This window comes from Mesorhizobium sp. L-2-11 (assembly GCF_016756595.1).
Classification (GTDB): domain Bacteria; phylum Pseudomonadota; class Alphaproteobacteria; order Rhizobiales; family Rhizobiaceae; genus Mesorhizobium.
In genome coordinates this window covers 5,530,348-5,556,708 of record NZ_AP023257.1, presented here as the reverse complement: position 1 = coordinate 5,556,708, position 26,361 = coordinate 5,530,348, and the positions used below count along the sequence as shown (strand labels likewise).

The following is a 26,361-nucleotide window of genomic DNA, read 5'->3' as shown; positions in this document are numbered from 1 at the left end:
CAAGGCGACTTCAATCGATCAAAATACCGCTGTTCCCTTTATTTCGCTACATATTTGAAGGTTAGCTGGGGTCGGGTACGGAACGTCCTCTTTCTGTTGCATCTGTCCTGAAAGCTGACCTTCCGCATTCGTGAAGGGTTTCGGGCGCCGGCAGGCGTACGAAAGTCCCCGAGGAAGGAACCCGCGGGCCACAGGCGATGGCTATGGGGATTTCGGATTTCGGCCGATGTCAGCGATGGCGCGACCGCCGTCGAGGAGCGGCGGGATTGATGCACACGGACCGCCTTGTCTTCCGGCCGTGCGGCATCGTCGGCTCGGTGCGCGGTCGGACGCAGCCCTGTCGACGCCGATGGTCACCATGGACGGCGTGGGTTCGTTGCCGGAGGCTGAGTGCCTGCGATTGAAGGCTGGACCATGCCATGCCGGGTCATGGCGTGCTTCTCCCGGTTGATGGGGAATCGTGTGGCGGTCCGCGCGGCTGCCTCCATCGTTCGAACACCTCGATCACGATCATGCGGCCGCCACAGCAGGGGCATGGCGGGCGAAAGTTGTCCGGTTCAAAGTTGTCCGGTTCGTCCATGGTGTCATCGTCGGACGGTGCGGCGACGTTCAGGAGTTCACGAGCAAGCGCGAGGCTGGCCTTGCGAGCAGAACCGGCAAGCAGGCCGCAATGCCGGATGCGATGGAAGCCACGCGGCAGGACATGCAGCAGGAAGCGGCGGATGAACTCGTCGGCCGCGAGCGTCATGAGCTGCTGCCGGTCGGCGCCTTCGCGACGATAGTCCTTGTAGCGGAAGGTGACGCCGCTCTCGTCGAGGCGGATGAGGCGGCTGTTCGAGACCGCCACCCGGTGGGTGTAGCGCGACAGGTAGGCGAGCACCGCTTCCGGGCCGGCGAAGGGCGCCTTGGCGTAGACCACCCAGCGCTTCTTCCGGATCGGCGACAGGTGGCGCAGGAATGCCCGCCGTTCCGCGAGATGAGCAATCGCGCCGAAGAAGGCGAGCCGGCCAGCGTCGTCGTGCAGCGCGACCAACCGGGAGAGGAACAGCCGGCGGAACAGCTTGCCGAGCACCCGCACCGGCAGCAGGAAGGCGGGACGCGACGATATCCACCGGCTTCCGTCCGGCGAGATGCCACCGCCTGGCACGATCATGTGCACGTGCGGATGATGCGTCATCGCCGAACCCCATGTGTGGAGCACGGCGGTGATGCCGATGCGTGCGCCCAGATGCTTCGGATCGGCCGCGATGGTCAGCATCGTCTCCGACGCCGCCTTGAACAGCAGGTCGTAGACCGCCGCCTTGTTGTGGAAGGCGATGTCGGCGACCTCGGCTGGCAGCGTGAAGACGACGTGGAAGTAGCCGACCGGCAGCAGGTCGGCCTCGCGCTCGGCAAGCCATGTCCGCGCCGCGGCACCCTGGCACTTTGGACAGTGCCGGTTGCGGCAGGAGTTGTAGGCGATGCGCCAGTGGCCGCAGTCCTCGCAGGCCTCGACGTGACCGCCAAGGGCCGCGGTGCGGCAGTGCTCGATCGCCGACATGACCTTGAGCTGCTGCAGTGTCAGATGCCCTGCATGGGCGGCCCGGTAGGCGGGCCCGGCAGTGCGGAAGATGTCGGCAACCTCGATCGAGGCGCGCACGCTCAGCCGTCGGGTGAGATCTCTTCCGGCTTGAAGAGGCCAAGCTTGTCGAGCGGGCTCGTGACGGTGCGCACCGTGCGGGTTGCAACCTTGGTGTAGAAGGCGGTGCTATTTAGCTTGGCGTGCCCGAGCAGGACCTGGATGATCCGGATGTCGGTGCCGTCCTCCAGCAGGTGGGTGGCGAAGCTGTGGCGCAGCGTGTGCGGCCCGACGCGCTTGGCGATGTCGGCCGCCTGCGCTGCCTCGACGACCACGCGATAGAGCTGGCGGGTGCAGATGGGCTTCATCGCATGCTGCCCCGGAAACAGCCAGCCGTCGCGGTGCATCACGCCCTGCTGGCGTCCGACCTTCCACCACTGGCGCAGCAACAAGAGCAGGTCTTGCGACAGCATGGCGTTCCGGTATCGCCCGCCCTTGCCGCGCTCGACACGTAGCAGCATGCGCTCACTATCGACGTCGGCGATCTTCAGCGTCGACACCTCCGCCACGCGCAGGCCCGCGCCATAAGCGACCGACAGCGCGGCCTGGTGCTTCAGGCAGGTGGTGGCGTTGAGCAGCCGGGCGACCTCGTCGCGGCTCAGCACCACCGGCAGCGTGCGCGGGTGCGCCAGACGAACGAGCTTGCGCGCCAGATCGGGACGATCGACCGTATGCGTGAAGAAGAAGCGCAGCGCCGACACGATGCTGTTCATCGTCGGCACGGGAACACCGTCGTCCTGCTGCTCGATCTGGAACTGGCGCAGGTCGTCGGTGGTCGCTGTGTCTGGTGAACGCCCGAGGAACGTCGCCAGGCGTCCGATGTCGCGGAGATAGTTGCGCTGCGTCTCCCGTGAGAAACGCCGCATGTTCATGTCGTCGATCAGCCGCTGACGAAGTGGACTGATAGGTGCATCAAGAACAGGATAGGGCATGGTCAGGCTCCTTGTTGAAGAAGCCCGCCATGCTCTGCTCCAGCCGAACGACGCTCAACGCGAGCGCGACGATCGACCCATAACCCTTACCTCAACCACAGGGTGCCCTCCCGCGCGAGCGGGTTCGTTCTACGGCCCTGATGCAGACATTTTTGCGATCAGCTTGGCAAGAACGCTTCTGTGCAAGCTGCCGTTTCGCGGGGCGCGCGATCCGCTATTTTCCAGTTATCCCAGCCTTGCCCGTGCCTTGGCCGTCCAGGCGTTGAACAGCCGGTCGGCGACGATGCCGATGAAGGCGATAGCGAGGCCCGCGACGATGCCGCGGCCGGAATCGGCCTTGGACAGCGCGATGAACACCTCCTGGCCGAGATCGCGGGTGCCGACCATGGCGCAGATGATGATCATCGCCAGCGCCATCAGGATGGTCTGGTTGACGCCGAGCATGATCTCGGGAAGCGCCAGCGGCAGCTGGACGCGCAGGAACGTCTGGCGCTTGGTGCAGCCCGACACCTTTGCCGCCTCGATCAGCGCCGGCGGCACCTGCCTGAGGCCGTGATTGGTGTAGCGGATGGCCGGCACCACGGCGAAGGCGACGGTGGCGATCATCGCCGTTACGTCGCCGACTCTGAACAGCATCACCACCGGGATGATGAAACAGAACGACGGCAGCACCTGCAGCGTGTCGATGATCGGGGTGACGATCTTCTCGACACGGTCGCTGCGCGATGCCATCAACCCGATCGGAATGCCGATCAGGCAGGCGATGAAGGCCGAGATGCCGCAGAGATAGACCGTCGCCATGGTCTTTTCCCAGAGGCCGGTCACCGCGCAGAAGACGGTCAGCGCCGCGACCAGGGCGGCGAGGCGCAGGCCGCCGAGCTGGTAGCCGGCAAGGCCGAGCAGGAACACCGCGCCCAGCCACGGAAAACCCTCGCAGAAGGCGCGCACCGGGTTCAGCACATTGAGGATCAGCGCCACGCGGAACGCTTCGATCGTGTCGAAGAAGTTGATCGTGATCCAGCTCACCGCCGTCTTCCACAGCGGCGCGGTGGTCAAGGTGATCGCCTTGGGCACCGCAGCGAATGCCGGCACGAACAGGCCAAGCAGCGTCGTGACGGCAAGGATGGCGACGGCCAGCGTCAGGTTGGGGTAGCGCCGCCAGAGGCTCGGGCTGACCTCCTGGTAGACATGGCCCTTCGCGTGATTGCGCGCGATCGCCTGGCTCAGCCGGTCGAGCGCGATTGCCAGCGCGACGATGGCAAGGCCGGCTTCCATCGCCTCGCCGACCTTTAGCGCCCTGAGCGCCAGAAGCACGTCGTAGCCGAGGCCGCCGGCGCCGATCATCGAAGCGATGATCACCATATTGAGCGCCAGCATGATGACCTGGTTGACGCCGACCATCAGCGCTGGCCGCGCCGACGGCAGAAGCACGCGCCACAGTTTCTGGCGCGCCGTGCAGCCGGCCATCTCGCTGAAATCGTCGATTTCGGACGGCACCCGAGAAAGTCCCAGCATCGTCGCGCGCACCATCGGCGGTGTCGCGAAAATGGCCGTTGCGATCATCGCCGAAACCGGACTGTTGCCGAACAAAAGAAGCATCGGGATCAGATAGGCGAAGGTCGGGATGGTCTGCATCAGGTCGAGGGCAGGGGAGATCAGCAGCCTCTCCGCCCATGGCTTGCGCCACGCCCAGATGCCGACGAACAATCCGGTGACGATGCAGAACGGCACGGCAATCGAGATCAGCCCGAGCGTCAGCATTGCGCTGGTCCACTGGCCGAACAGCGCGATGTAGAGGAAACAGCCGCCGACCAGCGCGCCGAGCTTCCAGCCACCGGCGGCACGTCCGGCCAGGAATGCGGCGATGCAGACGCCGACCCAGGACAGGCGCGGCAGGACGAGCATCTCGGCGCCATGGCCGATCTTGAAATTCTTGGCGAGCAGACCGAGCGCAAAGTCGAGCGGCACACCGAGCACCGCGGTGATCGAGCGTGTCAGCCAGGAGAAGTTCGACTTCACCCAACTCATCAGCGCGCTGACCCAGTCGGCGACCGGAATGATTGCGCTGGCCGGATAATTGACCGCCCAGGGCAGGCTGTCCTGCAGCAGGAACACGGCAAGCACGGCGGCGAGGGCGCCGGCCCAGACTGCAAGCCAGAGCTGAACCGGGCGCGATCTCGCCTCGCTGGCGCTCGCCGTCACCGTCATGCGCCGGCCCCGGAACGCTCGATGCCGGCCAGAAGATCGATCACCGCTTGCGGCGTGACTTCGCCGATCGGCTTGCCGGTGCCGTTGACGACGGCGAACGGCTTGCCGGCCGAGACGATATCAGCCGAAAAACTTGATATCTTGGCATCCGGCGCGACCACGCCGCCATGCTCGGCGCCGTCGCAGGCGCGCATCAGGCTTCGCGCCGAGATCACCTTGGCGCGGTCGACGTCGCGGGTGAACTCGGCGACATAGTCGGTCGCCGGGTTGACCACCAGCTCTTCCGGGGTGCCGATCTGGATGACCTCGCCGTCCTTCATGATGGCGACGCGGTCGGCCAGCCGGATGGCCTCGTCGAAATCATGGGTAATGAAGACGATGGTCTTGTGCAGCATGGTCTGCAGCCGCATCAGTTCGTCCTGCATCTCGCGGCGGATCAGCGGATCGAGCGCCGAGAAAGGCTCGTCGAGAAACCAGATTTCCGGCTTGGTGGCGAGGCTGCGGGCGATGCCGACACGCTGCTGCTGGCCGCCGGAGAGTTCGCGCGGATAGAAATGCTCGCGGCCGCGCAGGCCGACAAGCTCGATCACTTCGCGCGCGCGTTTCTCGCGCGTCGGCCGGTCTTGCCCCTGGATGCCCAGTGGAAAGGCGATGTTCTCCAGCACATTCAGATGCGGCAGCAGGGCGAAATTCTGGAACACCATGCCCATGCGGTGGCGCCGCAGTTCGATCAGCGCGGCATCGGAGATTTTCAGGAGGTCCTTGCCCTCGAACTCGACCTTGCCATGCGTCGGCTCGACCAGCCTCGACATGCAGCGCACCAGCGTCGACTTGCCGGATCCCGAAAGCCCCATGATGATGAAGATCTCGCCCTGGCGGATTTCGAGGTCGACGGCGCGCACCGCGCCGACCAGCCCGGCCGCGGCGACCTCCGCCATGCTGGCCTTGCCGTCGCGCTGGCGGATGAAATTGGCCGCGTTCGCGCCGAACAGCTTCCAGACGTTGCGGCAGGCGAGCTTTATCGGGCGGGGATCCCTCGGCGTGCCTGCCGCTTGCGGCACCTGTTCAGTCGTATCGGCCATGCGGTCGTCCTTCTGGAATCCAAGGAAATCGCTTCGGCAAAGACCCCCTCATCCGGCCCTTCGGGCCACCTTCTCCCCGCGGGGAGAAGAGGTCGCTAGAGCCGGCATTTGCCTCTTCTCCCAGCGGGGAGAAGGTGGCCGCGAAGCGGCCGGATGAGGGGGCCTCATATGCGCGAACCTTCTCCTGGAACGGAAGAGATACCCGGCTGATCAACAGCCGGATCTCGCAGTTTCCAGTTGGAACGATCACTCGGCCCAGGCTTTCCAGTCGGCTTCGTGGGCAGCGATCCAGGCGGCGGCGACGTCTTCCGGCGTCTTGCCTTCGAGATCGATCTCGCCGCTCATCTTGTTGAGCTCGTCGGTGTCGATTGTGTAGTTCTTCGCGACCTTGTAGGCGACCGGCCATTTGTCCTTCATGCCGGCCCAGGAATATTTCCAGATCTCGCCATGCGGCTTGCCGCAGTCATATTTTGCCTCGGGGTTCACGCCCCATTTCGGATCGGTGTAGCACTCCGGCGTATAGTCGGGGAATTCGACCCATTCGCCCTTGTATTTGGCTGGCGCCCAATGTGGCGAATAGACCCACAGCATGATTGGCGCCTTGCGCTGATAGGCCGAATCCAGCTCGGCGAACATCGCCGCATCGGTGCCGGCATGGATGACAGTGAAGGGCAGCTTCAGCGCCGCGGCACGCTCGTCGTCAAAGCCTTCCCATGTCACCGGGCCGCCGAGATAGCGGCCGTTCGGCGCTGTTTCTGGCGTCGAGAAGGCCTCGGCGCATTTCGGGTCCTTCAGCGCTTCCCAGTTCGGCAGGCCCGGGCATTTCTCCTTCATGTATTCGGGATACCACCATTCTTCCTTGGCCTTTGGCCCGAGCGCGCCGAGGCGTTCGGTCTGCCCGGTCGCATCCGAGGCCTTCATGGCTTCGCCGGCCGTCGTGTCCCAGAATTCCATGGCGACAGCGAGATCGCCATTGGTGAGGCCGGTGGTCAGGCTGGAGAGATAGTCGGCGGTCGGGTACTCGACCGTGTATCCCAGTTTTTCCAAAATGCCGCCGAGGATCTTTGCGTTCAGATTGACGCTGGTCCAGTCGAACAGCGCGATCTTGATAGGGTCGTTCGATTCTGGCGCCGCCGCTTGGGCCGAAGGCGTCAGTGCACTTGCCGCGGCAAGTGTTAAGGCTCCCATTGATAATCTCGAAATCAAACTCCGAAGTGACATGCCTGTGCTCCTGTCAAGCTCTGGTGGAAGTTTTCGTTCGTTCCCTTCTTGCGTCTTTTTGATTGTGTTGGAAAAGCTGGTCGTTGCGCAAGTCCATTGGCAGCAAATTGCTGTCGGCGCTGAAGTAGGCGCAGACGGGAATGATACCGATGAAGAGCGAGCGCGTCATGGCTGCCGTGCTGCCGAAGCAGTGATCCGCGCATCGATCGCCAGATTTGCGGCGCCCTCAAGCTTGCGAGCCATCAAGGTCCCATGCTGTCGGCTGCCGGCAGTCGCCGAAGCCATTTTCATGAGATGAAATTATATATACCAACATTCATATCGCGCAACGACTAATGCCATCGGCGACGCCTCTTCCTTCTCCCCTTGTGGGAGAAGGTGGCCGAGCGAAGCTCGGTCGGATGAGGGGTGCTCCAGCTTGGCACTGGCGCACTACGTCCAACACCCCTCATCCGTCTTGGCGCTGCGCGCCAATCCACCTTCTCCCACAAGGGGAGAAGGAAAGAGGCGCCTCACGACATGATCAGGCCGCCATCGACATTGATCGTCTGGCCGGTGATGTAGGCGGCGTCGCTGCTGGCCAGGAAGCTGACCAGGCCCGAAACATCCTCGCCGCTGCCGGCGCGGCCCATCGGGATGTTCTTCACCCATTCGGCCATCAACTCGCCCGGCTTGTAGTCACCCATCAGTCTGCCCCATGCGGCATCGTTGTAGGCCCACATGTCGGTGTCGATGATGCCGGGGCAGATTGCGTTGACGGTGATCTTCTCCTTGGCCACTTCCTTGGCAAGGCTCTGGGTGATGCCGACGACGCCGAATTTCGAGGCGGCATAATGCGGCGTGTAGATAAAACCTTGGCGCGCCTGGCCGGATGCGGTGTTGATCAGCCTGCCGCCATCGCCATGCTTGCGGATGCGCGCGATCGCCTCCTGGCAGCACAGGAACACGCCCTTGGTGTTGACCGCCATCACCTTGTCCCACTCGGCCTCGGTCATCGCCTCGATCCTGGCGATGGTAATGACGCCAGCATTCTGCACGGAGATGTCGACGCGGCCGAACTGCTGTTCGGCCAGATCGTAGAGGGCGGCGACCTCGTCTTTCCTGGTCACGTCCATGCGCAGCGATGCGACCCTGGCGCCTTCCGCCTTCAGTCCGGCGGCGATCTCGTCGACGCGCGCGTCGATGGCGCTGACGACGACCGCAGCACCCTCCGCCGCGAAGCGCCTGGCCATGGCCGCGCCAATGCCGCCGCTGGCGCCGGTGATGACCGCCGTCTTTCCCTCGAACCGCTTCTGCATTTTCTCTCCTACCAGCAGACGAAGCCGCCATCGACGATCAGGTCGATGCCGGTGACGAAACTCGAAGCGCGGCTGGCCAGGAACACGGTCGGGCCGACCATCTCTTCAGGCGCCGCCATCCGCCCCATCGGCGTGTCGCGCTCGAAGATCCTGACCTGGTCGGCGACTTCCGGCCGCTTGTTCATCGGCGTCAGCGTGTAGCCGGGGCTGACGACATTGACGCGCAGACCGCGATCGGCCCATTCCATGGCGAGACTCCTGGACATGTGGATGACGGCGGCCTTCGACGAATTATAGTGCGCCTGGGTCAGGCCGCGGTTGACGATCGAGCCCGACATCGAGGCGATGTTGATGATCGAGCCCTTGCGCCGCGTCAGCATTACGCGCGCTTCGGCCTGGCAGGACAGGAATACGCCGCTGACATTGACGTCGTAGAGCTTCTGCCATTTCTCCAGCGACAGCGTCTCGGCCGGCTCGGCTCCAGCGACGCCGGCATTGTTGACGGCGATGGTCAGCGCACCGAGTTCTTTCTCCGTGCGCTCGATCGCCACTGACAAATCGGCCTCTGAGGTCACCGTGCCGGTCAGCACCAGTGCCTTGCGACCAAGCGCCGAGACCCTGTGCGCGGTTTCGTCCAGCCCGCCTTTCGAGGCATGGCCGAAACAGGCGATATCGGCGCCGGCCTCGGCCAGGCCGATGGCGATCGCTTGGCCGATGCCGCTGCCGGCGCCGGTAACGAGGGCAACGTCGCCATCAAGATCGAATAGTTTCATCGAAATGTTTTTCCTGTTGAGCCGCCGGTGCTGCGCTTGGAAGGAAGGGGCGCCAGTCCTGGCTGGCGCCCCGCGCGGTCCGGTGCCTGGGAGGATATCACCTGCTGCGCTCTATTCCGATCCTTTATGCCGCCCTCAGCTTGTGGCGAGCTCCATGACGGCGACGTTGCTCGCTTCACTGCGGTCGAGAATGCCGCGCTGGCGGCCACGGCTCAGCACCAGCACGCGATGCGACAGGCCGAGCACTTCCTCGAGGTCGGAGCTCACCACCACCACCGCCATGCCGGAGCGGGCGAGTTCGGCGATGACATCGTAGATCGCGGCGCGGGCGCCGACATCGATGCCGCGCGTCGGCTCGTCCAGGATAAACACCTTGGGCGGCCGTGAAATCCATTTGGCGATGATCACCTTCTGCTGATTGCCGCCGGAAAGCTTGCTGATCGCCTGGTTAGGTCGGCCCTTGACCCCGAGCCGGCTTATGCCGGCCTGGGCGAATTTCTGTACCGCCTTCGGAAATACCCAGCCATTCGGCGCGACATGGTCGAAATTGCCGATCGCCAGATTCTCGCCGATGGTCTGGTCGAGCACCACGCCTTGCGCCTTGCGGTCTTCCGGCACCAGCACGACGCCGGCCTTGATCGCCGCCGCCGGGCCAGTGAGATGCACCGGGTCGCCGGCGACCCGCACCGACCCCGAGGAAATCGGATCGGCGCCGGCGATCGCCCGCACCAGCTCGGTGCGGCCGGCACCGATCAGCCCGGCGATGCCAAGGATTTCGCCGGTCCTTACCGAGAAGCTGACATTCTGAAAACTGCGTTCCGGCGAGGACAGGTTCTCGACCTCGAGCAACGCCTCGCTGCCCGGCTCCGACAGCGGCGGGAACATCCGCTCGACGCTGCGGCCGACCATCTGCTCGACGATCGCGCGCACCGGGACGTCGGCGCGCTCGTGGCGGGCGACAATGCGCCCGTCGCGCATCACCACGACACGGTCGGCGATCTCGGCGACCTCGTCCAGCCGGTGGCTGATATAGATGAAGGACATGCCTTCCGCCTTGAGCTTGCGGATCTGCTTGAACAACAGCTCCGTTTCCTCGCTGCCAAGTGCCGCTGTCGGCTCGTCGAAGATCAGAAGCTCGGCATTGAGCGTCAGCGCCTTGGCGATCTCGACCTGCTGCTGGGCGGCGATGCGCAGCGTGCGCACCTTGCGTTCCGGCGAGACATCGAGGCCGAGCCGCTTCAGTTGGGCCGATGCCCGCGCATTCATGGCCGCGCGGTCGATGCGGCCGCCGCGCATCGGCAGGCGCCCGACATAGACGTTCTCGGCGACTGACAGGTCCGGCAGCAGCTTCAGTTCCTGGTGGATCATGCCGACGCCGGCGTCGATGGCCGCGGCGGGAGAGGCGGGGGAATACGGCTTCCCCCGCCATGTGATGCTGCCGGCATCCGGCTTGGTCGACCCGGCGATGATGTTCGAAACGGTGGACTTGCCGGCGCCATTTTCGCCAAGCAGCGCCACGACCTCGCCCGGCCGCACCTCGAAGCTGGCATCGGCCAGGACCTGCACCGGGCCGTAGCTCTTGCAGAGGCCGCTGACGAAGAGCCCCGGATGAGGGGTCTTCGTATGGCTGGGATCCAGGGACATCGTTCCGCTCGTCAACTGCCGGTCTCCTGGGGATCAGGGATGCTTGGCGATGAACTGATCGACATTGTCCTTGGTGGTCAGCGTCGCGTCCTGCAGCTGTTCTGCCGGAACGGTTTCGCCGGCCACCAGCTTGATCGCCGCATCGACGGCAAGCCGGCCCATGCCCTGTGTCTGCTGCGTCGCGGTCACGTCGAAGACGCCGCCTTTCAGTGCCTTGAGCGCCGCCACGTCGCCGTCGAAACCAGCGATCCAGACCTTGTGGCCGGGATTGGCGACCTTGACCGCCTGCGCAGCACCGAGCGCCAGCGCATCGGCCTGGCCGAAGACGATCGACACCTCGGGATGCGACTGCAGCAGGTCCTGCGTCAGCTTGAAGCCCTCGTCCTGGTGCCAGCCTTCGCTCCACAACTCGCCGACCACCTTGATGTCGGGATAGGCGCTCAGCGCTTCGCCGCAGCCCTTCGACCGGTCGACCTCGGGCGTCGTCCCTTTCTGGCCATGAATGATGATCATCTCGCCCTTGCCGCCAGCCTGCTTGGCGATGTGGTCGCAAACCGCCTTGGCCGACGCCACGCTGTTGGTGGCGATGAAGGTGTCGCCAGGGGCGCCCTCGGCGTTGCGGTCGACATTGACGACCGGGATACCGGCAGCCTTGGCCGTCTTGGTCGGCACGGTGGCGGCAGTGGCGCCGGCCGGGATGTAGATCAGCGCATCGATGTTCTGCGTGATCAGGTCCTGCACCTGGCTGACCTGGGTCGCCGAATCGCCCTTGGCGTCGACGGTGACGATCTCGAGGCCCTTTTCCTTGCCATAGGCCTCGACGGACTGCTTGATCTGGTTGAAGAAATCGGCCTGCAGGTTGGCGACGGCGAGACCAAGCTTCTTGGCCTCCTTGGCCGACGCCATCTCGGACAGTCCGAGCAGCGGAATGACGGCCGCGGCAGCAAGTAGCAATGAACGTTTGGTCAGCATGTGTTTCCTCCGTTGATGTTCAATCTGTCCCGCCGGCGCATCACGGCGCCCTTGGCCGAACAACTCCCAGTTTCGGATCACCGATCCGTTTTCGCCCGGACACCCGAGTGAATCTCATTGCGCCCCATTCTTCATTGAGCCCAGTTTTCATTGGGCTCTGCGCCGCCATGTATCCGTGGCCACCGCCAGCGCGATCACCACGCCGATCACCACCTGCTGGATGAAGGGCGACACGCCGAGCAGGTTCAGCCCGTTGCGCAGCACGCCGATGATGAGCACGCCGATGGCGGTGCCGCCGATCGAGCCGACGCCGCCCGATAGGCTGGCGCCGCCGATCACCACCGCCGCGATGGTGTCCAGCTCGTAGCCGAAGCCGGAGCTCGGCTGGACGGAATCGAGCCGTGCCGCAAGCACGATGCCGGCGAGCCCGGCCAGCACGCCGCAGACCGCATAGACCCAGTTGGTCAGCGAGCCGACCGGTATGCCGGACAGCCTGGCGACCTCGGCGCTGCCGCCGATCGCGTAGAGGCTGCGACCGGTCGCGCGATAGTTCAGAAAGATCGCAAAGATAATGGCCAGCACGATCATCAAGCCGACGGTGACCGACAGGAAACCGAAATGACGGATGATCGACAGGCTGGTGAACCAGTCGGGAAAGCCGATGATCTGCGAGCCGTCGGTGATCATGTTGGCGAAACCGCGGGCCACCGACATCATGGCCAGCGTGGCGATGAAGGGCGGCAGCTTGGTGACGGTCACGAGCAGGCCTGAAACCAGCCCGCAAAGTCCGGCAACGACAAGTGCTGTGATCACGCCGGCAGGCATGCCGAGATTGAGGTGGTCGGGATGGGCGACGAAGCCCATCACCATGGCGGCGAGCGCCAGCACCGAGCCGACGGACAGATCGATGCCGCCGATCAGGATGACCAGCGTCATGCCGATCGCCATGATGCCGAGCACAGTGACCTGGTCGAGCACGTTGAGGATGTTGCGGACGGTGAGAAACGTGTCGGTGGTCAGCGACAGCGCCAGGCACAGCAACACCAGCCCGATCAGCGGTCCCATGGTTCCGGCGAACAGGGCCGAAAGCTTCGCGCCCGCCGCGGCCTGGGCATTTGGGCCGGCCTTCAACTCGCTAGCACCGTTGCTCACAGCCATTTTGTCTCCTCCATCAGCGATCCGGCGATGCGTCGTCGGCTCACTCTTGCTCACCAGGCACCTCCCTGTGAACAATTTATCTTTGATATGCAATTTTGTTCAGCTAAACTGTTCGTCGGAAAATTGTCAAGGCCCGCCGTATCATTCCACGCCGGTTTGCGCCGCAAGCCAGTTTGCCTTACGAAAGAGCATGAAATGCCGCGTTTCAGGTCCGCTCTCATCCTGCGAATTCATGTCGGCTGCTTGAGCAGGGCGGGACGGCCAAGATGAAGTAAATGTTGACCATTTTGGCTTTCATTCACGTTGTAGAGGTATCCTGTCGGTGTCCTGAATCTCGAATCCTGGGCACGCAGACCGATTTCGCGTCGCCTGGTCGGATAACGCCATTTGAATGGCGACTAAGGATTCGGACGACCGCGGGAGGGCAAAAAGATGGCGATGACAGAGAATGACAAGGCCTCGCGCTTTCCGGATGCCGAGCTGAAGGCGCGTGCTGCGTGGCACTATTATGTCGAGGGTCTGACGCAGGAGAGGATTTCGGAGATCCTCGGCATCGGCCGCATCAAGGTGCATCGCATCCTGTCCGCCGCGCGTGAAGAGGGCGTCGTCCAGTTCCGCATCCGTGACAGCGTCGTCGAATGCCTGGTGCTGGAAGAGGCGCTGAAGCAGCGTTTTGGGCTCAGCCAGGCCGTTGTGGTGCCGTCGGCCGCCGACCGAAGCAACGCGCCGCTGATGATCGGCCATGCCGCGGGCGCCTATCTGGCCGACAATGTGAATGCCGGCGATGTCATCGCACTGGGCTGGGGGCGGACGCTGAAATTCGCCATCAACGAATTGCCGCGGCGGCCGATCGCCAGGACGACGGTGGTTTCCATGCTCGGCGGCCTTACCCACGCCCAGCCGCTCAACCCGACCGAAAGCGCCTGGGAATTCGCCGAAAAGATCGGCGCCGAGTGTTTTTTGCTGCCGGTGCCGGTCTATGCCGACAGGCCGGAGCAGCGCGAAGCCTTCATGAGCCAGCGCAGCGTTCAGGACGTCGTCTTCCGCGCACGCCGGGCAAACATCGCCGTGCTCAGCGTCGGATCGTTTTCCAACGACAGCCCGATCGCCAATTACGGCTTCATCAAGCCCAGCGAACTCGAAGAGTTGCAGGCGGCCGGCGCAGTTGGCGATATTTTATGCCATTTCATCGACGCCGAGGGCCGGCTCGTCGACCATGAGGTCAACCGCCGGGTCTGCGCCTATCCGCTGCAGGACCTGTCGGACATCCCGGCCATCGTCCTGGTCTCGGGAGGGCAGGAAAAAATCGCCATCATGCGGGCGGCGCTTGCCAACACCAGGATATCGGTTCTGATCACCGACGAGGATGCCGCCAAGGGCCTGCTCAACCGCTAGGGCTTGAACCCTTATGCCGAGGACCCCCCTCTGTCCTGCCGGACATCTCCCCCTCAAGGGGGGAGATTGGCAGCTTCGGCGCTCCGCTTATTCTTGCGACATTGGTGGTTGGCGAAAGCCGGGATGAAGTCCAATCTCCCCCCTTGAGGGGGAGATGGCCGGCAGGCCAGAGGGGGGTGCTGTCCCGCCGACATCTCACGTCCGAAAGGTCTCCGACCTGTCAAATCTCTAAACTTGCCCGACTTCACCAAGCCGCACATGGGTGTCGCGCGTCGCCTGATACAGGTCGCGGTAGATTGCCTTGCGCGCACGGTAAGCGGGGACCAGTCCGTCGACGAGGTCGACATGCCTGGTCGGCGGCGCGGCCATCGCCTCGGCCGCCATATCGGGCGAAGCAAACCATCCTATCGCTGAAGCCGCCAGCATGGCGGCGCCGAGCGCTGCGGCTTCGTTGACTGGCGAGACGGAGAGCGGCCGCTCGAGCACGCTTGCCATGATCCGCATCAGCAGGGCGCAGTTGGTGCCGCCGCCGGCTGCTATCATCGCCGCCGGTTTGCCGCCAGCCTGAGTTTCCGCCGCTTTGGTTTCCATTGCCTCGCTGGCGATGGCCTGCTCGAAGGCGATGCCTTCCAGAACCGCTCGAAAAAGGTGCTTCGGCTCATGGTCGAGCGACAGGCCGACAATGACGCCGCGCGCCGCGCCGTCCCAATAGGGGCTCATGACACCGGCCCAATAGGGCATGACAAGCAGGCCCTCGCTGCCGGCGGCAATGTCGGCCGCTGCTTTCTCCAGGACTGCCGCCGACGGCGAGCCGGTGGTGCGAACGATCCAGTCGACCAGTTGCATGCCCGAGCGCAGCACGGTTTCCAGCATGAAACCCGAACCGGTCGGCGAGACCAGAGTTCGAAATGCATCCGACGTCGTCAACCCATGGGAGTAACAGCCGCTGACGACGCCCGAACCGAGCGAAAGATAGCTTTTGCCTTCGCCATAGACGCACCCTGAGCTCGTCGGGGCCGCGGGGCTGCGGCCGGACCAGTTGCCGCAACTGGTCGCGCCAGGCGCGATCTGCGGCGGACTTGGTGAGAGCGTGGCCGGGCTGACCGGGTTGAAGGCCGGCACGCCTGTTGTCGCCGGCGCCGGCGACGGCCAGGCGATGGGCCTCGGCATGGGCGTGCCATTCCTGATGTCGAGCAGCCCGAGCGGATCCGCACTTGCCGTGCTGGTGACCAGACGCCCGGTCAGCCGGTGGACGAAGAAGCCGTGCACATCGACGAGTGCGGCTGCCTCATCAAGCGCTTGCGATTGGTGTTCGGCAAGCCAGCGAACAGCATAGAGCGCGGGCGTCGGGTCCGGCGGCTTGCCGCTCCAGTCGCGGATCGTCTCGCGGCCGAGCTCCGCCGAAAGCCTGGCGACTTGCGGACGCGCACGCTCGTCCAGCCACAGGATCGCTGGAATAAGCGGCTTGCCGGCGCGATCGATCAGCGTGAAGGTCTCGCGCTGGTGGGCGATGGCGATCGCCGCCACCCGGGCGGCGCCAACCGCCTCAACAACCTGCTTCAAGGCGCCGAGCAGCGCGGTCCACCAATGTTCGGCATCCTGTTCGAAATGGCCGGGCCTGGGATTTGAAAGCGGATAGGCTTCGCGCGCCTGGGACAGCTCTTTGCCGTCGCGCGTGAAGGCAATCGCTTTCACGGCCGTGGTCGAGGCGTCGATCCCGATTACGACATCGTCCATCAGACAGGAATCCAGCGGATCAGGCGGCGTTGGTGACGAACCGTCCGTCCGACTGGTCGAGACGACGGCGGATCTGGGTTATCACCATCGAATCGTCGGGTACACAATTTTCATAGGTGAGGAAATCGCCTGTCTTGACCGGTTTTACCACCTTGGCGCGTTCGGCGAGGCCGAGCGGCAGGGCGCCGCGGGCGCGCGCGTCCTCCCAGGTCATGGCGAAGCCGCGATAGTCGTTCTCGCCGATCATGCCGAGCGACTGGCCAGGGGCAAGCTCACTCTTGGCAACGGCCACCGCTTCGGCGACCGGATGGTCGAGCGGCTCCATGTCGGCGCGGTTGTAGACCACGGCGCGCGCCGCCGACAGCGGCACTTCCAGGCTGGTCAGATGATAGGGGCGGAAGATCGTGAAATACGGGCCCTTGCCGACCTTGAGGTCGATCATGCGCTCCAGCACGCGCGGATGCCGCGTCTCGATGATGCAGAACACGCCGGGCGCCACGCCCTTGCCGATCGAATAGTCGACGACGCCCTTGCGGTGCAGTACGCCGCCATCTTCGCGCGGGCAAAGCACGCCGGCGAGTTCCTCCAGCGTCGCGGTCGGGCCGTGCATGCCCGGCACGTCGGGCACCAGGCCGGTGGCGTTGGCGATCGCCACCATCTCGATCGCCGTCTTCGAGCCGTCGACGAACTCGACCAGCATGCGCGCATTCATGTTGCGCTCGGCCGCCTCCCTCTCGTAGTCGGCCGGCATGGCGTCGATCTTTAGCGGATTGTTCTTGCCCTTGCCGGCGGCGATGATGTTGAAGCCGAGGCTCCTGGCAAAGCCGATGATCTCCAGCGTGCAGGCCGGCTCGTCGCCGGCCGCACCGGTATAGACGACGCCGGCCTTGCGCGCCTCCTCCTTGAGGAAGCGGCCGATGGTGATGTCGGCCTCGACGTTGAGCATGACTATATGCTTGCCGTTCTTCATTACTTCGAGCGCGAACAGCGTGCCGATGTTGGGATTGCCTGTCGCGTCGATGATGACGTCGATGCGGCCGGCGGACGCCAGCGCATGCAAATCTTCGGTCACCGCGATCTTGCCGGCCTCGATGGCGCGGTCGATCGCCGCCGCATTGCCGGCCTGCACGATGTCGGAGCGGTCGTGGCCGGCCAGCAGCGCCGCATCGATCGCCGCCTGCGGCCTGACCTCGGAAATTGCGCCGATCCGCATGCCCGGCATCAGCGCGACCTGCACGACGATGTCGGTGCCCATCTGCCCGGCGCCGGCAAGCCCGATGGTGATCGGTCCCTGCTGTTCAGCGCGCTGCAAAAGTTCCGCTGCAAATTGCGGATGGGCCATGTCGCTTCCTCCAGTTCCTGACGCGTCGCAGCGTCGAAGCCATCATTTTGAACATTCCTATTTCCAAATGAAAAATATTTCAACCCGGCAATTCGGCAGCGCCCTGGCCAAATTGCGCGATTCCGATTTGTGCGCACCTGGCTTGGCCGCGCACCGGTTAGTGGCTCTGCACAGTGATTTTGACAGCTCGGGGCCGATCGGCAGCGACCGCCGGTGGTTTCTGTCCGCCGCGAATCGTGATGGCAATTCGCAACTTTGTGATTGGCCGAACCAATCCTCCAATTCGTCATCCTAGGGTCTGCGCCGCGTCGCTTCGCTCCTTGCTTGCCCTAGGATGACGAAGTGCAGGGGCTTACGGCTAATCGCGAATGTTGGAGATTGCCGGCTGAAAAGCTACTAGCTGGGCAGCGCAGAAGAAGGCCGCAATCTCCAGGGATGCAGGCGGCGACTGTGATCTCGCTTCTCGCCAATGAGCCAGTGCTGCGAAAAACTGTTTCGTAGCCGCTCAGCTGCCGATGCGCCGATCGCTAACGACGAAGCCGCGCAACAGAGAGCGCCGGCCGGCATGCTCGGTGCACGCCAGTTTATCAGCTGCCGACCTCGAAGAAGGGCGCGCCAAGCAGGTCGGGAACGACGTCGATGCCGAGGCCCGGCCTGTCGGGAATGCCCATGCGGCTTCCCGAAACCGGCGGCTTGTTCGATGCGGTGCGCACCGTCACCCATTCGTGGAAGGCAATGGCGTGCAGTCGGCGCTCCTCAGGCGTCGACAGCGACAGATGCGCCATGGCCGATGTGTCGATCTCGGCGCCGCCGGTGTCCTCGACGGTGATCATGAAGCCCAGGTCGACGGCAAGGTCGCGGATCTGGCGCGTCCTGGTCACGCCGCCGAGCCGCGAGATTTTCAGCGTCAGCCCGTCGGCCGCCCCCTTGCGGTGGATGTTGAGCATGTCGTCCAGCGAGGTGACGGATTCGTCGAGCACCATCGGCTTGTCGAGCGAGCGTCGCACCGACATGCATTCGTCGATCGTGGTGCAGGGCTGCTCGAACGTGTAGTCGATGGCACGCGTCGCGTCAGCGAACTGGCGCGCCTGATAAGGCGTCCAGCCGGCATTGGCGTCGCAGAAGATGACGGTGCCCTTCGGCACCGAAGCGGCGACCGCGGTGACGCGCTCGATGTCGTCATGGACATTGCCGCCGACCTTGACCTGCAGCCGGTGAAACCCGTCCTTGACAATGCGCTTGGCCAGTGCGGCCATCGCGTCGACCGTGCCATGGGTGACGACCTTGTAGAGTTCCGCCGCCTCGCTCTCGCGCCCGCCGAGCAGCGTCACCAGCGGTATGCCGGCGGCGCGTGCCGCGAGATCCGAGCAGGCCATGTCGAGCGCCGACTTGATGTAGGGATGACCCTTGAACACCGTGTCCATCAGCCTGCCGATACTGGCCAAGGCGCGAGGGTCGTGGCCGAGCAGATGCGGCGCAATTTCGATGACGCCGGCGCGAGTGCCAGCCGCGAATGCCGGCGCGTAGAAATTGCCGAGCGGCGCCATCTCGCCCCAGCCGGTCAGCCCGCTGTCGGAGGTGATGGCGACGATCACCGCGTCGAACGCGTCGGCGACACGCCCCTTGGACATGCGGTAGGGACCGTCCACGAAGGGCTGCACGACATGGTAGGCCTTGATGGTTTTGATCCGCAATTTTTCTGTCCTCTGCTGTCCCCAATGAAGGCATCGCAATTGGCCCCCAGAAGCAACCGAAGCAAGACAAGCAGCTTGTCGAAATTCCAGCAAGACCTTTTCGACTTCCGGATTGCGGGCAATGTCGCCGACCCGGCCGAACCACTCAGCAAAACGGCGCCCTCGGCATAGCCGGGAGCGCCGCTGGACCGGGCCTGATGGGGGGTATCAGGTGGCCGGTTTCTGTGGCAGCGGCGAGACAGGCATTCCCGGGCCGATCTTCTGCAGATTGCCTGTTATTACCTGGTCGCCTTCCGCTACGCCGCTCGAGATCGCCACCAGGTCGCCGTTGGTCGGCCCCAGCGAAACAATGCGCTGGTCGACGGTATTGTCCTTGCCGACGACGTAGAGATACTTGCCGAGCTGGCTCGATCCCAACGCCGTCTGCGGCACCATCAGTGCATCGGGCTGCTGCTTGATGTGCAGTCTCACACGAATATATTGGCCCGGCAGCAGAGTGAACTTGGCGTTGCCGATCGTCGCCCGTGCCGTGATGGTGCCGGTCGAACGGTCGACCGTGTTGTCGATGAAGCTGAGCTGACCTCTCTGGCGCGGTTCCGTATCGCCGGGAAGCAGGACGTCGACGTCGATAGGCCCCGCCGCGCGGGCTTCCTCGATCTGCGCCAGATCCGTTTCACTCGGATTGAAGGTGACATAGATCGGGTCGAGCTGCACCAGCGTGTTGAGCACCGTGCCGGCGACGCTGACCAGCGTTCCGACCGAGGCCTGGTTGCGGCCGACGCGCCCGGCGAACGGCGCCTTGATTTCCGAATAGCTCAGATTGAGCTCGGCGGTCCGCACCGCCGCCTGGTTCACCGCGAGTGAGGCCTGGGCCTCGCGCAAGCTGCTGGTGCGCTGGTCGAAGACATCCTTGGCGATGTAGCCGCTCTTGGCCAGCTCGGTGCCGCGACCAAGGCTGGAACGCGCATAATCGAGCGTTGCTTCGTCGCGCTGAACCTGGGCCTTCGCCTGCTCGAGGGCAGCCTGGAAATCCTCTGGAGCGATCTTGTAGAGAAGGTCGCCCTTCTCGACATCGCTGCCGTCGGGCGCGACCTGCTCCTGCAGATAACCCGGCACGCGCGATTGCAGCGTGATGCTGCGGATCGGCTCGGTGCGGGCGGCATAGTCGAGATAGATCGGGATCGTCTTCTTGACGACGCTCACCACCGGCACCGGCATGACAAATGCCGCGGGCTCGGGCGCCGTGGGCTCAGGCGTTGCCGCCCCTGCCGTGCCGGCGTTGAGGCCGAAATCACCCATGTCGAGCAAGTGGACGCTCACCATCGATATCGCCCCCACGGCAACAGCCGCCCCCAACGCAATTTTCCATTTACGCATGATCAATTCTCCAATCCTATTCGGCCGCTTCGGCCAATCGCGCGAAAGCGGGTTTTGCAGTTGGTTCAGTCGGTTCGGCAACGGGCTCGCTCTTGCTGCCGCGCTCGCGCAGCTGCTCGATCACCGCGTAGAAGACCGGCACGAACACCAGCGACAGGATCGTCGCTGCGACCATGCCGCCAAAGACGGTGGTGCCGATCGACTGGCGGCTGGCTGCACCGGCACCTGTGGAGAACATCAGCGGCAGCACACCGAGGATGAACGCGAAGGCGGTCATCAGGATGGGCCGCAGCCGCAGGCGCGCCGCTTCCATTGCGGCGTCGACGATGCTGAGACCTTCCTCGCGCCGGCGCCGGGCAAACTCCACGATCAGAATGGCGTTCTTCGCCGCCAGCCCGATCAGCATGACGAAGCCGATCTGCGAATAGACGTCGATCTGCATGCCGCGCATCAACAGGGCGACAAAGGCGCCGAACAGGGCAAGCGGCACCGCGAGCAGGACCATGAAGGGCATGGCCCAGCTCTCATATTGGGCGGCAAGGATCAGGAAGACGAAGACCATGGCGAGGCCGAAGACGATCGAGGCGATCGATCCGGCCTTGAGCTCCTGATAGGTGATGCCCGTCCATTCGTAGCCGAAATCCTTCGGCAGTGCCGTGGCGGCGGCACGTTCCATCGCAGCGACCGCCTGGCCCGAGGAGAAGCCGGGTGCGGCACCGCCATTGATCAGGGCTGACGCATTGTTGTTGTAATGCGGGACGGTTTCCGGGCCGACGATAGGCACCAGCTTGCCGAGCGTGCTCAACGGCACCATGCCGCCGGAGGCATTGCGCACATAGAGCCGCGAAATGTCGGCCGCACCCGCACGCGCATCCTTGTCGGCCTGGATCGTCACCCGGAAGGTGCGGCCGAACAGGTTGAAGTCGTTCACATAGAGCGAACCGAGATAGATCTGCAGCGTGCTGAACACGTCAGGCAGGCTGAGACCGAGCAGCTTCGCCTTGTTGCGGTCGAGGTCGTAGTTGAACTGCGGCGTCGAGGTCGAGAACGAGGAGAACAATTGCTGCGGGTTGAGCTCTGGCTGTTTGCGCGCCTCGGCCAGCACGGCCTGCGTCGCGTCGTTGAGCGCAGCGCTGCCACGGCCGGTCAGGTCCTCCACCTGGAATTCGAAGCCGCCGGTCGTGCCGATGCCCGGGATCGAAGGCGGATCGAAGCTCAGCGCGAAGGCTTCTGGGATTTCCATGAGTTTCGAGCGCACGTCGGCGACGAGCTTCGAGGCGCTCTGGTCCGGGCCGCGTTCATCCCATGGCTTCAGAATGGCGAATTCGACGGCCGAGTTCGACTGGGCGGCACTGGTGAGGAAGTTCAAGCCGCTGATCGAGCCGACGATATCGACGCCGGGCGTGTCCTGCAGGACATCGCGTACCTTCCGGGCGACTGCGTCGGTGCGCTCCAGCGACGCCCCATCCGGCAACTGGATGACCACGAAGAAATAGCCTTGGTCCTCGACTGGGAGGAAGGTCGAGGGCAGGCGCTGCCAGACGAAGTAGGTGGCGACAAGCCCGGCCGCGAACAGCCCGAGCATGATCCAGCGCAGACGGATGAGGATGCGCACACCATTGGCATAGGCATGCGACAGCCGATCGAAGCCCGTGTTGAACCAGCGGAACAGCACGAACTGCGTTGCCGGGCGGTGGCGCAGGAAGGCGGCGCTGAGCGCCGGGGTGAGCGTCAGCGAGACGAAGGCGGAGATGCCGAACGAGATCGCCACCGTCAGCGCAAACTGGTTGTATAGCCGGCCGGAAACGCCAGGTATGAAGGCGACCGGCACGAACACGGCCATCAGCACGGCGGTCGTGGCGATGATCGGGCCGGTCACCTCGGCCATCGCCGCGCGCGTGGCAGCCAGCGGTTTGAGGCCGGCCTCCAGCTGGCGTTCGACATTCTCGACGACGACGATGGCGTCATCGACGACGAGGCCGATCGCCAGCACCATGCCGAGCAGGCTGAGCATGTTCAGCGAGAAGCCGAACATGTACATGACGACGAGCGTTGCCACCAACGACACGGGAATCGCAATCGTCGGGATGATTGTGGTGCGCCAGCTCTGCAGGAAGATGAACACCACCGCGACAACCAGGACCAGCGCCTCGCCGAGCGTGACCAGCACGTCGTGCATCGATGCCGAAACGAAACGTGTCGTATCGTAATGCATGGCGTAGCTGACGCCCTTCGGGAAGCGGGCCGACAGTTCCTGCATCTTGTCCTTGACGCGCTGCTGCAGATCGAGCGCGTTCGAGCCCGGCATCTGGTAAACCGCGAGCACCACGGTCGGGTCCTTGCCGAAGAACGCCGATGACGAGTATTGCAGGGCGCCGAGTTCGATGCGCGCAACGTCGCGCAACCGCACCAGCGAACCGTTCGCGGCATCGGCGCGCACGATGATATCGCCGAATTCCTTGGGATCGCTCAGTCGGCCGACGGCGTTGACCTGCATTTCGAAAGCCGTACCCGCGGGCGCCGGCGACTGCCCGATCTTGCCGGCCGCGACCTGGACATTCTGCTCTGCGATGGCGTTCTGGACATCGACGGCGGTTATGCCGAGATTGGCGAGCTTGTCGGGATCGAGCCAGACGCGCATCGAATAGCGCCGCTCGCCGAAGATCTGCACGTCGCCGACGCCCGGGAGGCGCTTCAGCGGGTCGACCACTTGCAGGTAGGCGAGGTTGCTGAGCGCGACCGGATCGACAGAGCCGTCGGGCGAGGTGAGGTTGACGATCAGGACGAAGTTCGGGTTCTGCTTCTTGATCGTCACGCCGCCCTGGTTGACGATGGCCGGCAGCGAGGACGCCGCCTGTGACACGCGGTTCTGGACATCGACGGCGGCGGTGCTCAGGGGATAGCCGACCTCGAAGGTGACGGTGATCGTCGAAGACCCGTCATTGGAGCTCGACGACGACATGTAGGTCATGCCTTCGACGCCGTTGATCTGCTGTTCGAGCGGCGTCGTGACGGTGTCGGCCACGACTTGCGCGCTGGCGCCCGGATAGTTGGCGCTGACCACGACCTGCGGCGGCGTGATGTCGGGAAACTGCGAGACAGGCAGCAGGAAATAGCAGATCGTCCCGGCGAGCACCATGATGACGGCGATCGACGATGCGAAGATCGGACGGTGGATGAAGAAATTTACCATGACACGCATGCCTCGCCCGATGCTCTCGCCTGGCCAAAGGCCCTGGCGACCCTGGACAGCCGGCCGCGGCTTTGCCCGGGATCTTCCAGGAAACGAGGCGGCGCCTTGCGGCCGCGGAACTGCGCGTCCGCAAGGCTGCGCAGCATCGTCTCGAAAGCGTGCGGGTCGACACGGTCGGCCCTCATCAGCATCCGGATCATCGGATCCTTCACGACTTCGTCGATCGTCAAATCTTTGCGCTGCGACATCGTAGCGGCTCCTGGCTTGGCGATCTGCGGCGTACGCCGCCGCAGATCGGGTGGTCTTCCTGTTCGCGGCCAAAGTCGCCTGGGGCGCAGTTTCATGCCTGGGCCGATTTGGCGGAGGCTGTTCACAGGCGCCTGCGAGATTGACACGAGGCAATGGGGGTGTTACCAGTAAGTAACATCTAGAAGTTACAGACCGGTAACACCCTAGTCAAGAGGTGTACCGAGGGATTTTTCGGAAACCCCGAAACCAAGGAGGTTTTGATGGAAGACGGCACTGCGAAGCGCATCCGCCCCCGGGATCGCATCCTGGAGACGGCACGGGATATGTTCCACAAGCATGGCATCAAGGGCGTCGGTGTCGACGCGATCACTGAGGCCGCCGGTACCAACAAGATGACGCTCTACCGTCATTTCGAGTCCAAGGACGACCTGGTCATCGAGTGCCTGCGGGCGACCGCATGCAGCGCCAACGCGATGTGGCAAAAGTTCGAGGCGGAGCATCCGGGCGACAAACTTGCGCAACTGCATGCCTGGGTCCGGATGGCAGCCGATTGCCTGATGATGGACGGCCGCGGTTGCGACATGGCCAACGCCGCCATCGAGTTGAGCGAGACCGACCATCCGGCCCGTCCGGTAATCAAGGAACTCAAGCAGGCTCAGCGCGACCGTCTCGTCGGCCTGTGCCGGGATGCCGGCATCGGCCAGGCAGAACTTCTCGCCGATACATTGTCGCTGCTGCTTGAAGGCGCCCGTGTCAGCCTGCAAAGCGTCGGAGCCGAAGGCCCCAGCGCGCAGTTTGTCCGCATGGCGGAAGGCCTGATCACCTCGTTCAGGGCCAGATAGTCTCGCAAGCGGCGAAACGATCGGTGGCGTGTTCATTGCGAGCCGCGCTGCCGACTGCTCTTTTGTCCGTTCGGATGTACCGTCATTGCGCTTCTCCTTTGCGGTCCGTCGCCGCACAATTCCTGGCACTAGAGCGGGATGAGATTTATGGGAGTCGTGGGATTCCCAAATCAGCGATGATCTGATTCAACCTTGCTGCTGGGCAGGAGGCCAGCATTGATGGTTGGATATTCAATGGACCTGCGCGAACGGGTTGTTGCGGCGGTCAAGGTTGAAGGGCTTTCGCGGCGCGCGGCGGCTGCTCGATTTGGCGTCAGCTACAGCGCGGCGATCGAGTGGCTGAAGCGGGTGGAACAGACGGGGAGCGTGGCGCCCCGCCAAGTGGGCGGCTACAAGCCGAAGAAGATATCGGGAGCGTGGCGCGACTGGCTTGTCGAGCGCTGCCGGGAGAAGGACTTCACCTTGCGCGGGCTTGTGGCCGAACTTGGCGAGCGTGGCCTGAAGGTTGACTACCGCTCGGTGTGGGAGTTCGTGCACGCCGAGAAGCTGTCTCACAAAAAAAGACGCTGATCGCCGCCGAGCAAGATCGTCCCGATGTTGCGCGCCGACGGAGGCAATGGGTTCTGTATCAGGACCGGATCGACCCCGCCCGCCTGGTGTTCATCGACGAGACCTGGACCAAGACCAACATGGCCCCGCTCAGGGGTTGGGCACCGGTCGGACAGCGGATCAAGGCCAAAGTTCCCAATGGCCACTGGAAGACAATGACCTTTCTGGCTGCGCTGCGTCATGATCGCGTCGAAGCGCCCTGGCTCATCGACGGGCCGATCAACGGCGAGAGGTTCCTCCTCTATGTCGAGAAGGTTCTCGTGCCCACTCTCCAGCCGGGCGACATCGTTGTGATGGACAATCTCGGCAGCCACAAAGGCAAGGCCGTGCGTCGCGCCATCCGAAAGGCCGGCGCGAGGCTCTTCTTCCTGCCGAAATACTCGCCTGACCTCAATCCGATCGAACAGCTCTTCGCCAAGCTCAAGCACTGGCTGCGAAAGGCCGCAAAGCGCACCGTTGAAACGGTCTGCAACGCCATCGGCCAGATTCTCAACCGCGTCACACCGCTCGAGTGCTCAAATTACTTCGCAAACTCAGGCTATGACCGCAGGTAATCTCATCCCGCTCTAGCTGTTGCTGTTGATCAGCAGGATAGGAGCGATAGCGAATTGGCGAGAGTGACAAGTGTGACGGGATTCCGTTGGATGCGCTGATCGCGGCGGCAACATGCCCAGCGGGCTGGTCCCAGCGAGCCGGTGGCGATCGCCGCCAAATGCGACACGCGGACCGACACTCGTTCCGGCGATGGTCATGGCCCAGCCTCTGCCCAACCCGGAGCCGGAACAAAAAAAGCCCGCTGCCGGGAGGAGGTGGCAGCGGGCTTGATGTCGAATACGGCACGGGAGGAGGTGCGCCGCACTCAGCGTCGGCATCGCATCTGGGAGGAGTAGATGGCCGACACCTGCAAAACTATCAATTGCCCAATGATTCGGCAATAGAAAAAGATGCATAGCAGATGTGCAGATTCGCGTTATCAACCGAATTTTAACCATCGGCAAGTGACCGCCGTAGCGCGGC

At 63.9% G+C, this 26,361-nt stretch carries 20 protein-coding genes; 4 read left to right on the top strand and 16 right to left on the bottom strand.

Annotation, left to right across the window (positions count from 1 at the left end; all coding sequences use genetic code 11):
* Positions 1-427: 427 nt before the first annotated feature.
* From JG739_RS26560 to JG739_RS26515, 10 genes are all read right to left on the bottom strand, one after another.
* The gene (locus tag JG739_RS26560; protein WP_202364100.1) at positions 428-1,639 is read right to left on the bottom strand and encodes an IS91 family transposase; all 1,212 of its coding nucleotides are present in this window, start codon (positions 1,637-1,639) and stop codon (positions 428-430) included.
* Positions 1,640-1,641: 2 nt separating this feature from the next.
* Positions 1,642-2,550 (bottom strand): tyrosine-type recombinase/integrase, encoded by a 909-nt coding sequence (locus JG739_RS26555; protein ID WP_202364099.1) that lies wholly within the window; start codon positions 2,548-2,550, stop codon positions 1,642-1,644.
* A 225-nt stretch (positions 2,551-2,775) separates the two neighbouring features.
* On the bottom strand, positions 2,776-4,758 hold the full coding sequence (locus tag JG739_RS26550) for an ABC transporter permease (RefSeq protein WP_202364098.1): 1,983 nt from the start codon (positions 4,756-4,758) through the stop codon (positions 2,776-2,778).
* On the bottom strand, positions 4,755-5,840 hold the full coding sequence (locus JG739_RS26545) for a quaternary amine ABC transporter ATP-binding protein (protein ID WP_202364097.1): 1,086 nt from the start codon (positions 5,838-5,840) through the stop codon (positions 4,755-4,757). The genes JG739_RS26550 and JG739_RS26545 overlap by 4 nt, the downstream gene beginning before the upstream one ends.
* 246 nt (positions 5,841-6,086) lie before the next feature.
* The gene (locus JG739_RS26540) at positions 6,087-7,061 is read right to left on the bottom strand and encodes an ABC transporter substrate-binding protein (RefSeq protein ID WP_202364096.1); all 975 of its coding nucleotides are present in this window, start codon (positions 7,059-7,061) and stop codon (positions 6,087-6,089) included.
* A 512-nt stretch (positions 7,062-7,573) separates the two neighbouring features.
* Complete coding sequence (locus tag JG739_RS26535; protein WP_202364095.1) at positions 7,574-8,359, bottom strand: SDR family oxidoreductase; 786 nt, start codon at positions 8,357-8,359, stop codon at positions 7,574-7,576.
* Between the two features lie 8 nt (positions 8,360-8,367).
* Positions 8,368-9,132: an SDR family oxidoreductase gene (locus JG739_RS26530; RefSeq protein ID WP_202364094.1), complete on the bottom strand. Its 765-nt coding sequence runs from the start codon at positions 9,130-9,132 to the stop codon at positions 8,368-8,370.
* Between the two features lie 135 nt (positions 9,133-9,267).
* Complete coding sequence (locus tag JG739_RS26525) at positions 9,268-10,776, bottom strand: sugar ABC transporter ATP-binding protein (RefSeq protein WP_202364093.1); 1,509 nt, start codon at positions 10,774-10,776, stop codon at positions 9,268-9,270.
* Positions 10,777-10,809: 33 nt separating this feature from the next.
* Complete coding sequence (locus tag JG739_RS26520) at positions 10,810-11,748, bottom strand: sugar ABC transporter substrate-binding protein (protein ID WP_202364092.1); 939 nt, start codon at positions 11,746-11,748, stop codon at positions 10,810-10,812.
* Positions 11,749-11,895: 147 nt separating this feature from the next.
* Positions 11,896-12,906: an ABC transporter permease gene (locus JG739_RS26515; protein WP_202364091.1), complete on the bottom strand. Its 1,011-nt coding sequence runs from the start codon at positions 12,904-12,906 to the stop codon at positions 11,896-11,898.
* Positions 12,907-13,338: 432 nt separating this feature from the next.
* Here JG739_RS26515 and JG739_RS26510 point away from each other — a divergent pair, with 432 nt between their 5' ends.
* Complete coding sequence (locus tag JG739_RS26510; protein ID WP_202364090.1) at positions 13,339-14,301, top strand: sugar-binding transcriptional regulator; 963 nt, start codon at positions 13,339-13,341, stop codon at positions 14,299-14,301.
* Positions 14,302-14,529: 228 nt separating this feature from the next.
* Here JG739_RS26510 and JG739_RS36445 read toward each other — a convergent pair whose 3' ends face one another.
* Both JG739_RS36445 and JG739_RS26500 read right to left on the bottom strand, forming a co-directional pair.
* Positions 14,530-16,038 (bottom strand): xylulokinase, encoded by a 1,509-nt coding sequence (locus JG739_RS36445; RefSeq protein WP_202364089.1) that lies wholly within the window; start codon positions 16,036-16,038, stop codon positions 14,530-14,532.
* Between the two features lie 19 nt (positions 16,039-16,057).
* On the bottom strand, positions 16,058-17,380 hold the full coding sequence (locus JG739_RS26500) for an NAD(P)H-dependent oxidoreductase (protein WP_202364088.1): 1,323 nt from the start codon (positions 17,378-17,380) through the stop codon (positions 16,058-16,060).
* Here JG739_RS26500 and JG739_RS26495 point away from each other — a divergent pair.
* Complete coding sequence (locus tag JG739_RS26495) at positions 17,379-17,675, top strand: hypothetical protein (RefSeq protein ID WP_202364087.1); 297 nt, start codon at positions 17,379-17,381, stop codon at positions 17,673-17,675. The genes JG739_RS26500 and JG739_RS26495 overlap by 2 nt on opposite strands.
* Before the next feature lie 292 nt (positions 17,676-17,967).
* On the opposite strand, the gene JG739_RS26490 is transcribed toward JG739_RS26495, so the two are convergent.
* The 4 genes from JG739_RS26490 to JG739_RS26475 form a co-directional block, all read right to left on the bottom strand.
* The gene (locus JG739_RS26490) at positions 17,968-19,074 is read right to left on the bottom strand and encodes a mandelate racemase/muconate lactonizing enzyme family protein (protein WP_202364086.1); all 1,107 of its coding nucleotides are present in this window, start codon (positions 19,072-19,074) and stop codon (positions 17,968-17,970) included.
* Between the two features lie 207 nt (positions 19,075-19,281).
* Positions 19,282-20,451 (bottom strand): efflux RND transporter periplasmic adaptor subunit, encoded by a 1,170-nt coding sequence (locus JG739_RS26485; RefSeq protein ID WP_202364085.1) that lies wholly within the window; start codon positions 20,449-20,451, stop codon positions 19,282-19,284.
* A gap of 16 nt (positions 20,452-20,467) precedes the next feature.
* Positions 20,468-23,644, bottom strand: a complete 3,177-nt coding sequence (locus tag JG739_RS26480) for an efflux RND transporter permease subunit (protein ID WP_202367658.1) — start codon at positions 23,642-23,644, stop codon at positions 20,468-20,470.
* Positions 23,638-23,892 (bottom strand): hypothetical protein, encoded by a 255-nt coding sequence (locus JG739_RS26475; protein WP_202364084.1) that lies wholly within the window; start codon positions 23,890-23,892, stop codon positions 23,638-23,640. Before JG739_RS26475 ends, JG739_RS26480 begins: the two co-directional genes overlap by 7 nt.
* Before the next feature lie 261 nt (positions 23,893-24,153).
* Between JG739_RS26475 and JG739_RS26470 the strand changes: the two genes are divergently transcribed.
* Together JG739_RS26470 and JG739_RS26465 are read left to right on the top strand one after the other, a co-directional pair.
* Positions 24,154-24,735: a TetR/AcrR family transcriptional regulator gene (locus tag JG739_RS26470; protein WP_202364083.1), complete on the top strand. Its 582-nt coding sequence runs from the start codon at positions 24,154-24,156 to the stop codon at positions 24,733-24,735.
* Between the two features lie 219 nt (positions 24,736-24,954).
* Positions 24,955-25,898, top strand: a protein-coding gene (locus tag JG739_RS26465) for an IS630 family transposase (protein ID WP_446720497.1) whose coding sequence is annotated in 2 segments (ribosomal slippage) — positions 24,955-25,291 and positions 25,291-25,898 — 945 coding nt in all. Because the reading frame shifts where the segments join, the coding sequence is not laid out codon by codon here.
* The last annotated feature ends 463 nt before the right edge of the window (positions 25,899-26,361 follow it).